This window comes from Rhodobacter capsulatus (genome assembly GCF_005144475.1).
In the GTDB taxonomy this organism is placed as follows: Bacteria; Pseudomonadota; Alphaproteobacteria; order Rhodobacterales; family Rhodobacteraceae; genus Rhodobacter; species Rhodobacter capsulatus_C.
Map to the genome: position 1 here is coordinate 1 of NZ_SWJZ01000027.1, position 14,056 is coordinate 14,056.

The 14,056-nt window shown below is 66.6% G+C and carries 14 protein-coding genes; 3 read left to right on the top strand and 11 right to left on the bottom strand.

Annotated elements, in window-relative coordinates; translation table 11 throughout:
• Positions 1 to 21: 21 nt before the first annotated feature.
• The 5 genes from cydX to FBT96_RS08405 form a co-directional block, all read right to left on the bottom strand.
• Positions 22 to 132 (bottom strand): cytochrome bd-I oxidase subunit CydX, encoded by a 111-nt coding sequence (gene cydX, locus FBT96_RS08385; RefSeq protein ID WP_065118417.1) that lies wholly within the window; start codon positions 130 to 132, stop codon positions 22 to 24.
• A 12-nt stretch (positions 133 to 144) separates the two neighbouring features.
• Entirely contained in the window at positions 145 to 1,302 is a 1,158-nt protein-coding gene (gene cydB, locus FBT96_RS08390) for a cytochrome d ubiquinol oxidase subunit II (protein ID WP_136905857.1), read from the bottom strand.
• Between the two features lie 4 nt (positions 1,303 to 1,306).
• Entirely contained in the window at positions 1,307 to 2,887 is a 1,581-nt protein-coding gene (locus tag FBT96_RS08395) for a cytochrome ubiquinol oxidase subunit I (RefSeq protein ID WP_136905858.1), read from the bottom strand.
• A 225-nt stretch (positions 2,888 to 3,112) separates the two neighbouring features.
• Positions 3,113 to 3,871: an EcsC family protein gene (locus FBT96_RS08400; RefSeq protein ID WP_136905859.1), complete on the bottom strand. Its 759-nt coding sequence runs from the start codon at positions 3,869 to 3,871 to the stop codon at positions 3,113 to 3,115.
• A gap of 52 nt (positions 3,872 to 3,923) precedes the next feature.
• Complete coding sequence (locus FBT96_RS08405; RefSeq protein WP_136905860.1) at positions 3,924 to 4,409, bottom strand: GNAT family N-acetyltransferase; 486 nt, start codon at positions 4,407 to 4,409, stop codon at positions 3,924 to 3,926.
• Positions 4,410 to 4,486: 77 nt separating this feature from the next.
• On the opposite strand from FBT96_RS08405, the gene FBT96_RS08410 reads away from it, so the two are divergent.
• Positions 4,487 to 5,077 carry a flavin reductase family protein gene (locus FBT96_RS08410; protein ID WP_136905861.1) on the top strand — a complete coding sequence of 197 codons (591 nt, stop codon included), beginning with the start codon at positions 4,487 to 4,489 and terminating at the stop codon, positions 5,075 to 5,077.
• 238 nt (positions 5,078 to 5,315) lie between these two features.
• On the opposite strand, the gene FBT96_RS08415 is transcribed toward FBT96_RS08410, so the two are convergent.
• Positions 5,316 to 6,557 carry a glycosyltransferase gene (locus FBT96_RS08415; RefSeq protein ID WP_136905862.1) on the bottom strand — a complete coding sequence of 414 codons (1,242 nt, stop codon included), beginning with the start codon at positions 6,555 to 6,557 and terminating at the stop codon, positions 5,316 to 5,318.
• Positions 6,558 to 6,639: 82 nt separating this feature from the next.
• Positions 6,640 to 7,527, bottom strand: coding sequence for a DMT family transporter (locus tag FBT96_RS08420; RefSeq protein ID WP_136905863.1), 888 nt, complete (start codon positions 7,525 to 7,527; stop codon positions 6,640 to 6,642).
• A 123-nt stretch (positions 7,528 to 7,650) separates the two neighbouring features.
• Between FBT96_RS08420 and FBT96_RS08425 the strand changes: the two genes are divergently transcribed.
• Both FBT96_RS08425 and FBT96_RS08430 read left to right on the top strand, forming a co-directional pair.
• Positions 7,651 to 8,529, top strand: coding sequence for an S-methyl-5'-thioadenosine phosphorylase (locus tag FBT96_RS08425; RefSeq protein ID WP_136905864.1), 879 nt, complete (start codon positions 7,651 to 7,653; stop codon positions 8,527 to 8,529).
• Positions 8,530 to 8,532: 3 nt separating this feature from the next.
• Positions 8,533 to 9,063, top strand: coding sequence for an adenine phosphoribosyltransferase (locus FBT96_RS08430; RefSeq protein ID WP_136905865.1), 531 nt, complete (start codon positions 8,533 to 8,535; stop codon positions 9,061 to 9,063).
• Positions 9,064 to 9,288: 225 nt separating this feature from the next.
• Here FBT96_RS08430 and FBT96_RS08435 read toward each other — a convergent pair whose 3' ends face one another.
• From FBT96_RS08435 to thrC, 4 genes are all read right to left on the bottom strand, one after another.
• Complete coding sequence (locus FBT96_RS08435; protein WP_136905866.1) at positions 9,289 to 10,698, bottom strand: FAD-binding oxidoreductase; 1,410 nt, start codon at positions 10,696 to 10,698, stop codon at positions 9,289 to 9,291.
• A 66-nt stretch (positions 10,699 to 10,764) separates the two neighbouring features.
• A complete protein-coding gene (locus FBT96_RS08440; protein WP_136905867.1) occupies positions 10,765 to 11,349 on the bottom strand; it encodes a GNAT family N-acetyltransferase in 585 nt (194 codons plus the stop codon).
• The gene (locus FBT96_RS08445) at positions 11,349 to 12,608 is read right to left on the bottom strand and encodes a M16 family metallopeptidase (RefSeq protein WP_136905868.1); all 1,260 of its coding nucleotides are present in this window, start codon (positions 12,606 to 12,608) and stop codon (positions 11,349 to 11,351) included. Before FBT96_RS08445 ends, FBT96_RS08440 begins: the two co-directional genes overlap by 1 nt.
• Positions 12,605 to 14,011, bottom strand: a complete 1,407-nt coding sequence (gene thrC / locus FBT96_RS08450) for a threonine synthase (RefSeq protein ID WP_136905901.1) — start codon at positions 14,009 to 14,011, stop codon at positions 12,605 to 12,607. Before thrC ends, FBT96_RS08445 begins: the two co-directional genes overlap by 4 nt.
• Between the last annotated feature and the right edge of the window lie 45 nt (positions 14,012 to 14,056).

Below are 14,056 nucleotides of genomic sequence, written 5' to 3' on the forward strand. Positions count from 1 at the left end.
CCCCCCGCCCGGATCAAGGCCTCACAGCTCGCCGTCGCGGCGCCGGTCCTCCTGCATCTCGAACCACATCGCGTTCAGAACCCCGAACATCACCGCCACCGGCAGACCCAGAAGCCAGGCGAAATACCACATGTTGTGTCCCCCTCAGTAGGCGTTCGGATTGCGGGCGATGTCGTCGGGGCGCACCTTGCCCCAGAGCACCTTGTAGACCCAGGACGTGTAGGCCAGGATGATCGGCAAAAAGATCACCGTCGAGACCAGCATGATGAACAGCGTCATCTGCGAGGACGAGCTGTCCCAGACCGTCAGCGAGGCCGAGGGATTGAGCGACGAGGGCAGGATGAAGGGGAACATGCTCAGCCCCACCGTCGAGATCACGCCGAAGATGCCGACCATCGAGGCCGTCACCGCCCAGCCGCTCCAGAGCCGCATCAGCACCACCGCCCCGCCAAGGCCCAGCACCGCCAGCGCGGGCGCAATCGCGATCCAGGGCCGGGTCTGATAGGCGTCGATCCACGAGCCGCCGCGCACCACCTCGGACAGAAGCGGGTTCGACGGGCCGAAATGATCGGGCTCGGTCACGAACTGATAGGCCGGGATGCCGAAAGCCAGCCAGACCCCCGCCAGGGCGAAGGTGACGATGGTCAAGACCCCCGCCCAGCTGCCGATCCGCCGCGCCCGCGCCTGCACCGCCCCCTCGGTCTTCAGCACCAGCCAGGCCGCGCCATGGGCGATGTGCATCGCCAGCGACACCACGCCGACAAAAAGCGCAAAGGGGTTCAACAGGCCCAGAAGTTTCGAGAGAGGATTGCCCGGGTAGATCGGCAGCAGCGTGTCATCGAGCGTGAAAGGCACGCCCTGCAGCACATTGCCCACCGCGACGCCGAAGATCAGCGCGGGCACCGCGCCGCCGACCACCAGCGCCCAGTCCCAGCGCGTGCGCCAGACATGGCTTTCGCGCTTGTTGCGATACTTGAACCCCACGGGTCGCAGGATCAGCGCCGCCAGAACCAGGAACATCGCCAGATAGAAGCCCGAGAAACTGACCGCATAAAGCGGCGGCCAGGCGGCAAAGATCGCCCCGCCGCCAAGGATCAGCCAGACCTGGTTGCCCTCCCAGACCGGGCCGATGGTGTTGATGACGACCCGCCGCTCGGCGTCGGACTTCGCGACGAAGGGGTTCAGCGCCGCCACCCCCATGTCGAAGCCATCCGTCGCGGCAAGCCCGATCAGAAGCACGCCCAGAAGCACCCACCAGATCACGCGCAGGATTTCATAGCTCAAAAGTTCATGCAGGATCATGGTCTTACTCCGCAGGATTGGCAACGGGACGACGCTTGGCGGCCCAGGCTTCGACCACCTCGATGTCATGCGTCGGCCCCTTGCGGATCGCCGCCAGCATCAGCTTGATCTCGATCACCAGAAGCACGGTGTAAAGCGTCACGAAGCCCGCCAGCGTCAGCACCACATCCCAGATCGACAGGTTCGACACCGAGAGCGCGGTGGGCAGCAAGCCATCCACCGTCCAGGGCTGACGGCCGAATTCGGCGACGAACCAGCCGGTTTCGGCGGCAATCCACGGCACCGGGATCGCGAAAACCGCGGTGCGCAAGACCCAGGTCGGGAAACGCCCGCCGCGGAAGTTCGAGGTGAAGAACATGTAGCCGATCAAGGCCAGCATGAAGAACCCGGACGCCACCATGATCCGGAAGCTCCAGAACAGCGGCGCCACCTGCGGCACCGTCTTCCACGCCGCTTCGCTGATCTGCGCATCGGTGGCCAGTTTCGGATCCTCGACCACCGTCGTCAGCAGCATCGCATAGCCGAGATCGGCCGAATGCGCCTCGAAGGTCGCCTTGACCTCGGGGGACACATTGCCCTTCGCGGCGCGGATCTGCAGCAGCGCGTCATAGGCGATCACACCCGAACGGATCCGCCCCTCGGCCTGCGCCACCAGCTCCTTGATGCCGGGCATTTCGGTGGTCAAGGACCGCGTGCCGATCAGCCCCATCACATAGGGGATCTGGATCGCATATTTCGTCTCGCGCGCCTCCTGATCGGGGATGCCGAACAGGTTGAACGAGGCCGGGGCCTCTTCCGTCTCCCACATCCCCTCGATCGCGGCCAGTTTCATGCGCTGGTTGTGCGTGGCTTCATAGCCCGACTCGTCGCCCAGCACGATCACCGACAAGCTCGCCGCCAGACCGAAGGCCGAGGCGACGGCGATCGAACGCCGCGCCAGCTCGATGTGACGGCCGCGCAGCAGATACCAGGCCGAGACGCCGATCACGAAGATCGAGGCGGTCACATAGCCCGCCGAGACGGTATGGACGAATTTCGCCTGCGCCACCGGGTTGAACAGCACGGCGAAGAAATCGACCAGCTCCATCCGCATCGTCATCGGGTTGAAGACGGCGCCCACCGGGTTCTGCATCCAGCCGTTCGCGATCAGGATCCACAGCGCCGAAAAGTTCGAGCCGATGGCGACGCCCCAGGCCACGAACATATGCGCCCGCGCCGTCAGCTTTTCCCAGCCGAAGAACCAGATCCCGACCAGCGTGGCTTCCAGAAAGAACGCCATCAGCCCTTCGATGGCGAGCGGCGCGCCGAAGATGTCGCCGACGTAATGGCTGTAATAGGCCCAGTTCATCCCGAACTGGAATTCCATCGTGATCCCGGTCGAGACGCCCAGCACGAAGTTGATCCCGAACAGGGTACCCCAGAATTTCGTCATCTGCCGCCAGATCGGGCGGCCGGTCATCACATAGACCGTCTCCATCGTGGCGACGAGGATCGACAGACCCAGTGTCAGCGGCACGAACAGGAAGTGATACATCGCTGTCGAGGCAAATTGCAGCCGTGACAGCTCGACTAATCCGAACTCCATCGTTCTCTCCAAGGTGGTTCGCCCCGCAGCGTCCCTTGCGGGGATGTTGGTTCAGCTATGGCCAAACCCGGCGCCGACCACCCCTGCGCGGCCTGTCGCAGAGGGACAAATTGTCACAGCAACATCCCGACACGGCGGCAGACCGGGGTCTCGGTCGGCGCCACCTTGGCAGCCGAACACTTGCAGTTCAATGAATATGTTTACTTCGGATGCGGAATTTCCGGCTCAGCGCCGGGTGATCCGCATCACCAGCTCCTCGCGCAAAAGGCCCTCGTCCTCGCCGCTGTCGCGGGCAAGGCGCTTGAGCCCGAAATGCACCCGGGCGATGTCCTGATAATAGCTGGTGAAAGCATAGTTCACCGCCGCCCCCGCCACCGCGCCCAGAACCGGCACCGCCTGGGTGGCCAGCTTCTGCCCCAGAACCGCGGCCAGCCGCGGCGCCACCTTGGCGATCAGGCTGTTCAGCCCCGGCCCGGTGATCGTCAGCCGCGCCGCCAGAAAGCCCATGTCGGCGCCGTCATCGCGCGCCAAGGGCCCCGCGGCGGCGAAGACGCGCAGACATTCGAGCCGCACCTCCTCGCTGTCGGGGTCGAAACCATGTTCGGCGGCAATGCCCTGAATCGCGCGCAACAGCATCGTCACGGTAAAGGGCAGTTCGGCCAGCGCCCCGGGCAGACCGCCGACGCCGCCCGCCGCCCCCATCGCCGTCGTCAGCGCGGTGTTGATCCAGTCGGGCCGGTCCGCCACCACCTCGCGCGAGCGGGTGGCGACGTCGAAAGCGGTTTGCAGCGCCCGTTCGGTGGCGCCTTCCAGCCGGTCGCGGACCGGGGCGGCCAGCTTGCCCAGAAGCGTCTCGGCGCCGGTGCCAACCAGCGTGATCACCTGCATCATCGGCCCCGAGGCGGCGCGGTGCCGCCGCGCCAACAGGTCGAGTTCCGCCGTCAGGCGCTTGTCGGTGACCGGATACAGGATTTCAGGTTGCATGGCTCCCCCTTGGCTTGCCCGAATATGGGAAGGCCGGGCGGGGCGCGAAAGATCAGGGCAGGAACTTTTCCACCGGGCCGCGCACGCCCGCCCAGGCGCCGGGGATCAGCTCCAGCGCCAGAACCCGGTCGGGGTTGGTCGGCGGCGGCATCTCCACCCCCGCGATCTTTTCAAAACCGAAGCGATTGTAATAAGGCGCATCGCCCACCAGCAGCACCCGTTCCCAGCCCAGACGCCGCGCCTCGGCCAGGCTTTCATGCATCAAAAGACCGCCCAGCCCCTCGCCCTGCCGCGTCGGGTGCACGGCGACCGGCCCCAGAAGCAGCACGCGCTGCCCGCCGACCCTGACCGGCCAGTAGCGGATCACCGCCGCCAGAACGCCATCTTCGCGCAGCACAAGACACAGGGGGGCGACCTTTTCGACGCCATCGCGCAGCCGGTAAGACGAGAGCGCAGTGCGGCCCGGGGCGAAGCACAGGTCATAAAGTGCCTCGACCTCCCACCAGTCGGCTTCGGTCTCTTCCTCGAGCTGATACATGCCCCGACCCTTTGCGATTCGCCCTCGAAACGCGCCTAACACGCGGTTATGTCAGGTTCAAATCAAAGGAGCCGCGCATGTTCTACCGCCCCGACAAGGGTCACGACCTGCCCCATGATCCGTTCCACGCCATCGTCGCGCCGCGCCCCATCGGCTGGATCTCGACGCGCGGCCAGATGGGGGACAATCTGGCGCCCTATTCGTTCTTCACCGCCGTTTCGGCCAGCCCCGCGCAGGTGGTCTTCGCCTCGACCGCGACGAAGCCCGACCGTGGCGATACGAAAGATACGGTGACGCAGATCCGCGAAAGCGGGGTGTTTTGCGTGAACCTTGTCACCTCGGCACTGGCGGCGCAGATGAACGCGACCTCGGCGATGCTGGCGGCGGGCGAGGATGAATTTCTGGCGGCCGGGCTGGAAAAGGCCGGGTGCGAGATGATCGATTGTGCGCGCGTGGCGGCGGCGCCTGCGGCGCTCGAATGCCGTCTGGTGCAGATCGTGCCGCTGCTGGGGCAAAGCAACTTTCTGGTGCATGGCGCGGTGGTCGGCGTGCATATCCGCCCCGATTGCCTGCGGGATGGCCGTTACCTGCCGCCCGACCGGCTGAGCCGTCTGGGCTACATGGATTACGCGACGGTGACCGAGACCTTCGAGATGGCGCGGCCCTGAGGCGTCGGTCTGGCCGAGGCCATCGCCGAGGCCCCGCGGAACAGCGGTCCCGTGACCGCCGGGGCGCCAAAGCGTCCCGGCCAGCGCCCGCCCCGCCCATGGCGGGCGCTTCTCGCCCGCCGGGGCTGGGCGCTGGCCTCTGTTCCGCTTGGGGCAGACGGTCTTGGCACGACCCGGGCGCAACGGGCGGGGAAAGGCGATGCCTTTCCTGTTCCGCCCGAACCGACCGTCGGCCGGATCAGCCCCCCGCCATCCGTCGCTTGCCCGTTTCGATCGCCTGCTCGAACAGCGCCATGTAGCGCGGCGCGACCTGATCGAGATGATAGGCCCGGCCGCGCTCTGCCGCCGCCGCGCCCAGCCGCGCGCGCAGGGCCGGATCGGTCGCCAGCCGCTCGATCGCGGCAATCCATTGATCATCCTCGCCGTTCTCGCCCACCGGCAGAAGCACGCCGTTCACCCCGTCCTCGATCATCTCGGGGGCAAAGGTGGCGTTCGAGGCGATGACCGGCTTGCCGCGGGCCAGGATCTCCATCAGCCCCCAGTTCCCCACCCCGAAGCGCAGCGGGTAAAGGAACAGATCGACCTGCGCCAAAGCCTCGACGAAAGTGTCATAGGGCAGCTTGCCCGGGAACAGGATGCGCTCGCCCCCGGCCGGATAGGTCCGCACCAGATATTCGGCGAAACTCGCCCCCTTGCGGAAATTGCGGTCGATCCATTGCTGTTCGTAGCCGTAGGTGGTGGCCTTGGGATCGCCGATCGCGGCGAAGCGGATGCCCAGCCGATCCGCCGTGCCCTCGCGCACCAGCCGGTCGACCAGCCGCACGAAGATGTCGAAGCCTTTGCAGTTCGACAGATCGCGGGCGGAAAAGCCGATGGTGAAGGGGCCCGGCGGCGCGGGCGGCAGCGGCTTGATCTCGAAGCCCTCGAACTGCACCGCGACGCGGGGCTGCAATTCGAGCGGCAGCAGGCTGCGCGCATGCGCCGAGGGCATGATCGTCAGATCGGATTTCAGGATCTGGTGAAAGCTCAGCATCTCCATGTTGCGGTCGGCCAGCCGCTGGCTTTGGTCGGGCGGATAGCGCCTGTCCCAGCCATGCGCGGCATAGCTTGGAAACTCGACATAGGAGGCGATGGCGGCGTCGATCTCGTCGAAAAGAAAGAGCGGCGCCCCCCACATGCCATGGGCGAAGACCAGATCGATGCGGGTCTTGCGGCGCAGCTCGGTCAGCGCCGCAAGCACGCCGCGCGAAATCCGCGCCGAGCGTTCCGTCTTGTCGGAATAGTAATAGCCCTGCGGGCCGGTGATCTGGCCTTCGGGGGCAAAGGGCAGAAGCCGTTTGTATTTTTCGCCATGGGTCCGCAGATGACCCCTGGAGGTCAGATACCAGGTTTCGGCCAGACCGGCCGTGTGCAGATATTCGGCAAGGCCGTTGAACTGGCCCGGGGTGACGGCGGAAACAAAGACGATCACGGGTTTCATGGCCGCAGGTTAGGCGCGCGGAAATGCCCGTGCAAGCGGGGCTCTGCCCCGCACCCCGGGATATTTCGGGCAAGATGAAAGCTCAGCGTTTGAGCCGCCTTGCCCCCGCCAGCAGCGTGTAGACCCCCGAGGCGACGACGAGCGCCGCGCCCGCCAGCGTCGCACCATCAAGGCTTTCGCCGAAGACAAGAATGCCGAGGCCCAGCGCGAAGATCAGCCTAGTGTAGCGGAAGGGGGTGACGACGGCGACCTCGCCCGTCCGCATCGCCTTGGTCAACGCCCAATAGGCGGTGACGCCGAACAGGACCGCGCCAAGCACCGGCAACAGGTTTGCGGGGGCGGGCAGCACCGCGCCGCCGGTGACGGCAAGGATGATCGCGCCCGCCGGAATGAGCGCGGCAAAACCGTAAAGCCCAAGCTGGAAATTCGTCAGCACCTTCGGCGCGGCGCGGGTGGCCAGATCGCGTCCGGCAAAGCCCAGCAGGCCAAGCACGGTCCAGAGCGCCGCCGGGACGAAACCGTCCAGCCCCGGCCGCAAGATCACCAGCACACCGAGAAAGCCGATCCCCACCGCCGCCCAGCGCGCCGCCCCCACCCGTTCGCGAAAAATCAGCGCCGCCCCCGCGACGACGACAAGCGGCGTCGCCTGCAAGATCGCCGAGGCGTTCGACAGGGGCGTCAGCGCGATGCCGAGCGTGTAGCCCAGCCGCCCGGTGATCTCGAACCCGGCCTTGATGCCCATCAGCCGACTGGCCACCGCCGGATGCCAGAGGCTTTGCCCCGAAGCCAGCGCCAGCGCCGCAAAGCAGATCATGCCGCCCAGCCCGAACAGCATCAGCACCTCGCCCACCGGAAGTCCCCGTGCCGCCTGTTTGACGAACATGTCTTCCAGCGCGAAGAGCGCCATGGCCAGCGTCATCAGCCCCGCGCCGCGGAGGTTCTCGGCGCCCAGTTCGCTGCGGTGATCCATGCTCTCTCCCTGCCCCTGAAGTGTAAATATGACGCGGAGCGCCGGAGTTCTATGGTCTTTTCCGATCCGCCCCGCCCGCCTAAGCTGCGCGCGGCCGCGAAGGGCCAGGGCGAGGACTTTGGAATGACTGCAGACCGGATGATCGGGGTGATGGGGGGCTCGGGTGTCTATGACATCGACGGGCTCGAAGATGCGACATGGCAGCCGGTGGAGACCCCCTTTGGCGCGCCCTCGGACGAGATCCTGACCGGGCGACTGAATGGCGTGCGGATGGCGTTTCTGCCGCGGCACGGGCGGGGGCACCGCTTCACCCCCTCGACGGTGAATTACCGCGCCAATATCGCGGCGATGAAGATGATGGGCGTGACCGATCTGGTCGCCGTTTCGGCCGTCGGCTCGCTGAAGGAAGCCTATGCGCCCGGCGATTTCGTCATCGTCGATCAATATATCGACCGCACCTTTGCCCGGGTGAAGAGCTTTTTCGAGACCGGGCTGGTGGGCCATGTCTCGGTCGCGCATCCGGTCTGCGCGCGCCTCTCGGCCCATTGCGCCGAGGCCGCGCGGGCGACCGGCGTGACGGTGCACAAGGGCGGCACCTATGTCGCGATGGAGGGGCCGCAGTTCTCGACGCTGGCCGAAAGCCGCCTGTACCGCAGCTGGGGCGCCGATGTGATCGGCATGACCGGCATGCCCGAGGCGAAATTGGCGCGCGAGGCCGAGCTGTGCTATGCCTGCGTCGCGATGGTGACCGATTACGATTGCTGGCATCCGGACCATGACGCCGTCGATGTGGCGCAGGTGGTGGCGACGGCGATCGCCAATGCCGGCAAGGCGCGGTCGCTGGTCGCCGCCCTGCCCGCGCTGCTCAAGGGCCCGGCTGCGCCTTGCGAAAAAGGCTGCACCCATGTGCTCGATGGCGCGATCATGACCGCCCCTGCCAAACGCGACCCCGAAGTGATTGCCCGACTGATGCCCGTGATGGGCCGCGTCCTGAAAGGCTGACCGATGAAGACCGTCAAGGATTACATCCGCTCCATCGCCGATTTCCCGCATGAAGGGATCATGTTCCGCGATGTCACCACGCTCTTCGCCGATCCGCGCGGCTTCCGCATGGCGATCGACCAGCTTCTGCACCCCTGGGCGGGCGAGCAGATCGACAAGGTCGTGGGGCTCGAGGCGCGCGGCTTCATTCTGGGCGGCGCCATCGCGCACCAGCTTTCGAAGGGCTTCGTGCCGATCCGGAAAAAGGGCAAGCTGCCCGGGCAGACGATTTCGCAATCCTACAAGCTCGAATATGGCGAAGCGATCATGGAGCTGCATGACGACGCGATCCAGCCGGGCGAGAAGGTGCTGATCGTCGATGACCTGCTGGCCACCGGCGGCACCTGCGAGGCGGCGATCAAGCTGGTCGAGCGTCTGGGCGGCGAGATCGTCGGCTGTTCCTTCATCGTCGATCTGCCGGAACTGGGGGGGCGCAACCTGCTGCGCGATCTGGGCATGCAGGTGCATGTGCTGTGCGAATTCGACGGCGCGTAACGCGTCGCGACATCCCCCCGGGGCGCCCTTCGGGGCGCCTTTTCTTTTGGCCGGATCCCCCCCCAGGGGCAGAAGACCACTCCACGCGGTCAACGCGGTTAACCTTTTGACAACCCGAATCGCGCTACTCAGAGCGGGCCTGATGGTTCGGCTGCTTGCAAACACGTGAACCAAAAGTGCAGCGCCCTGCCACCCCCGGCGGGGCGCACCCCTTTCGGGGCCCGCTCAGTTGGCCACGGGCAGGATCACCCCGGGGTTGAGGATGCCGCGCGGATCCAGCGCCGTCTTGATCGCCCGCATCATCGCCATCTTCGCCGGGGCCGCGCTGCGCGCCAATTCGCCCACCTTCAGCCGCCCGATCCCGTGTTCGGCCGAGATCGAGCCGTCAAACCGCTCGACCACCAGCCGATGCACCGTGGCCATCACCTCGGAGCGGATCGGCTCGTAGTCCTCGCGCCGCCGCCCCTCGACGGGGAAGACGTTGAAATGCAGGTTGCCGTCGCCGACATGCCCGAAACAGTTGAGACGGAAATCGCCCATCCCGCGCAGACGCTCGGTCGCGGCGGTGATGAAGGCGGGAATGTCGGCCACCGGCACGGCGATGTCATGGCTGGAAATCGCGCCGATGCGGCGATTGGCCAGCGGGATCGATTCGCGCATCTGCCATAGTGCCGCCGCCTGCGCCCCCGATTGCGCCACGACCGCTTCCGTCACCAGATCGCCCGCGGCTTCGTAAAGATCGGCGAAAGCCGCTTCGACGTCCATCCCGGCGGGCAGACCGAGTTCGATCAGCACCGACCAGTCGGGATCGGCGGCAAAGGGCAGCGCGACCTCGGGGCCGACCGCGCGCAAAAACGCCAACCCCTGCCCGGAAATCAGTTCAAATGCGGAAACACAGCCCGCAAACCGCGCCTGCGCCAAGCCCAAAAGCGCCACCGCCGCCGCGGGCGAGGGCACCGCCAGCAGCGCCACCCCCTCGACCGCGGGGGGTTCGTGCAGCCGCAGGCTGGCCGCGGTGATGATCCCCAAAGACCCTTCCGAGCCGATCAGCAGATCACGCAGGTCATAACCGGTGTTGTCCTTGGCGAGCCGCTTCAGCCCGTGCCAGATCGTGCCATCGGCCAGCACGACCTCCAGCCCCAGACACAAAGCCCGCGCCGAGCCATAGCGCAACACGTTCACGCCGCCCGCATTCGTCGCCAGACAGCCGCCGATCTGCGCCGAGCCTTGCGAGGCCAGCGTCAGCGGAAAGCGCTTGCCCGCCGCCGCGGCCGCGTCCTGCACCGCCTGCAGCGTCGCCCCCGCCTCGATCACCAGCGCCTGGCCATCGACCTGTCGCACCGCCCGCATCCGCTCCAGGCTCAGAGCCACCGGCACCGGCCCCTCAGACGCCACCTGCCCGCCGACCAGCCCGGTGCCGCCGCCAAAGGGCACGACCCCTACCCGCTCGGCATGACAAAAGGCCAGAAGCGCCGAGACCTGCGCCACCGTTTCCGGCCGCGCCAGAACGCCCGCCTGCCCCCGCCAGCGCCCGCGCGGCTCTTCCAGATAGCGCGGCTCGGCCGCCCCCAGCCACAGCCCCGGCACCGCCACGGCCAGTCGTTTCACAAAAGCAGCATCCGCCGGGTTCAGCACGGCTTTCCCCTTTATCTTGCCTAAAATATCCTCCGGGGGTCCGGGGGTGGAAAACCCCCGGCTTCCTCAGCCGATATCGGTGCGCCCGCGCCGATCCGGGCGCAGGTTGGCGTAAAGCACATGGTTGCGCCAGCGCCCGTTGATCTGCAGATAGGCCTGCGCCACGCCCTCGTATTTGAAGCCGGATTTCTCCAGCACCCCGCGCGAGGCGGCGTTTTCCGGCAGGCAGGCGGCCTCGATCCGGCTCAGATCCATCGGCCCGAAGGCGTGATCGACCACCGCCGCGATCGCCTCGCGCATGAAGCCCTCCCGGGCATGGCGCGCGCCCACCCAATAGCCCAAAGTCCCCGCCTGCGCCGGGCCGCGGCGGATGTTGTCCAGCGTGATCGCGCCCAGCACCCGGCCCGACATCCGCTCGATCAGGAAGAACGGCAGCGCCGTGCCCGCCGCCTCGGCCCGGGCCGCCCAATAGACCCGGTTGGCAAAGGCCTTGCGGCCCAGATGCTCGGGCGACCACGAGGGTTCCCAGGGCGTCAGGAAATCGCGGCTTTCGGCACGCAGCGTGGCCCAGTCGCGGTAGTCGGAATGCAGGGGCAGACGGAGCGTCAGCCGCTCGGTCTCGACCTGGGGTTTCCGACGCCGCAGGAACATCAGGCCGCCAGCCTCCGCCGCATCCCGTCCAGATCGGGCGCCGTCTCGGCGGGCCCGTAAAGCGCCAGCGCCGTGCGGTCCTGCGCGATCATCCGCCCCGCATAGGAGCGCACCGCCTCGACCGTCACGCCGTCGATCAGCGTGGAGACTTCATCCAGACCCGGCACCCGGCCCCAGATCGCCAGATTGCGCGCCATCCGCTCGGCCCGGCTTGAGGGGCTTTCCAGCCCCATCAGCATCCCCGCCTTCATCTGCGCCCGGGCCCGGGCCACCTCGGCCTCGGTCATGTCCTCGGCGGCACGTTTCAGCTCGTCGATGGTCAGACCGCACAGATCCGCCACTTCCTCGCCCGAGGTGCCGGCATAGATCGTGATCATCCCGGTGTCGTCATAGGCCCCCGCCTGCGCGAAGATCGAATAGCACAAGCCGCGTTCTTCGCGGATCTTCTGGAACAGGCGCGAGGACATGCCCCCGCCCAGCGCCGTCGCATAGACCTGCGCGGTGTAAAGATCGGCATCGCGGTAGCAGGGCCCCTCGAAGGCGAGCGCGAAATGCACCTGCTCGAGGTCTTTCAGCTCCCGCCGTTCGTTGCCCGACCAGCGCGCCAGCTGCACCGCGGGCGCCCCCACCGGGCGCAGATGACCGAAAAGCGTCTCGGCCTGTTTCACGATCGCGGCGTGATCGACGGCACCCGCGGCCGAGAGGATCATCTGATCCGGCCCGTAATGCTCGCCCACGAAACGTTCGAAATCGGCGCGGCCGAAGCGCTCGATGTTGGCCGAGGGGCCAAGGATCGTGCGCCCCATCGCCTGATCGGGATAGGCGGCCTCCTGCAGCCAGTCGAAGATGATGTCGTCGGGCGTGTCGAGCGCCTGACCGATTTCCTGCAAGATCACATGGCGCTCGACCTCGATCTCGCGCGGATCGAAGACGGAATTCAGCACGATGTCGGAAATCACATCCAGCGCCAGACCGACATCGGCCTTGAGCACGCGGGCGTAATAGGCCGTCGCCTCGCGCGAGGTATAGGCGTTGATATAGCCGCCCACATCCTCGATCGCCTCGGCGATCTGCAACGCGCTGCGGGTCTTGGTGCCCTTGAAGGCCATGTGTTCCAGAAAATGCGCGATGCCGTTCTGTTCCAGCCGTTCATGGCGGCCGCCCGCCAGAACCCAGACGCCGACCGAGGCCGAGGCAAGGCCCGGCATGCGCTCGGTGACGATGCGCAGACCGTTCGGCAGCGTGGTCAGTTCGATCATGCGCGGGGCTCCTCGAGGGTCTTGGCCTTGCGGATCAGCGCTTCCAGCGCGGCCAGATCATTGGGCACCCGCGTCACCCGCTCGGTCCGTTCGAACAGATCCGCCATGCGCGGCGGCAGCGGCGGGCGGATGCCGGTGGCGGCCTCGACCGCATCGGGGAATTTCGCCGGATGCGCGGTGGCCAGCGTCACCATCGGCACCTCGGGGCGGGCATGGGCATGACCGACGCGGACACCGACCGCCGAATGCGGACACAGAAGCTCGCCCGAACGCGTCCGTTCCTCGGTGATCGTCTGCGCGGTCTCGGCCTCGGACACGCGGCCCGAGGCATAGGTCTCGCGCAGCGCTTCCAGCGCCCCTTGGCTGACGGTGAAACCGCCCTTGGTCTTCAGTTCCTCCATCAGCTGCGCGACGGCGGCGCCGTCCTTGCCATAGGCCCAGAACAAGGCGCGCTCGAAGTTCGAGGAAATCTGAATGTCCATCGACGGGCTGATCGAGGGTTTCACCCCGTCCATCCGGTATTCGCCCGTGCTCAGGCAGCGGTGCAGGATGTCGTTTTGATTCGTCGCGATCACCAGCTGCTCGATCGGCAGGCCCATGTCCCGCGCGATGAAGCCCGCGAAAATGTCGCCGAAATTGCCGGTCGGCACGGTGAAGCTGATCTTGCGGTCGGGCGCCCCAAGGCTGACCGCGGCGGTGAAATAATAGACCACCTGCGCCAGCACCCGCGCCCAGTTGATCGAGTTCACGCCCGCCAGGCCCACCTCGTCGCGGAAGGCGAAGTCGTTGAACATGTCCTTGAGCCGGTTCTGGCAATCGTCGAAGGTGCCCGAAAGGGCGAGGGCATGCACGTTGCTTTCGGGCGGCGTCGTCATCTGACGGCGCTGCACCTCCGACACCCGGCCATGCGGGAACAGGATGAAGACATCGACGTTTTCCAGCCCCTTGAAGGCCTCGATCGCCGCCGAGCCGGTGTCGCCGCTGGTCGCACCGACGATGGTGATGCGCTTGCCCGCTTTCGCCAAAGCGATCTGGAACAGCTGGCCGATGATCTGCATGGCGAAATCCTTGAACGCCAGCGTCGGGCCGTGGAACAGCTCCAGCAGGAAATGCCCCGGGGCGAGCTGCACCAGCGGCGCGCGGGCGACATGGCCGAAGCCCGCATAGGCTTTCGCGATGGCGCCTTTCAGTTCCTCCGGGGTGAAGGTGTCGCCCACGAAGGGCGCCATCACGCGGTAGGCCACCTCCTCGTAGCTTTGCCCCGCCAGTGCGGCGATCTCGGCCTTGCTCAGGCTCGGCACCGTTTCGGGGACGTAAAGTCCGCCGTCACGGGCAAGCCCGGTCAGCATGGCTTCGGCAAAGCTCAGGACCGGGGCCTGCCCCCGGGTGGAGATATAACGCATCATTCGCCCTTCGATTTCGATGCTGCGTGATACGCGAGAACGAAA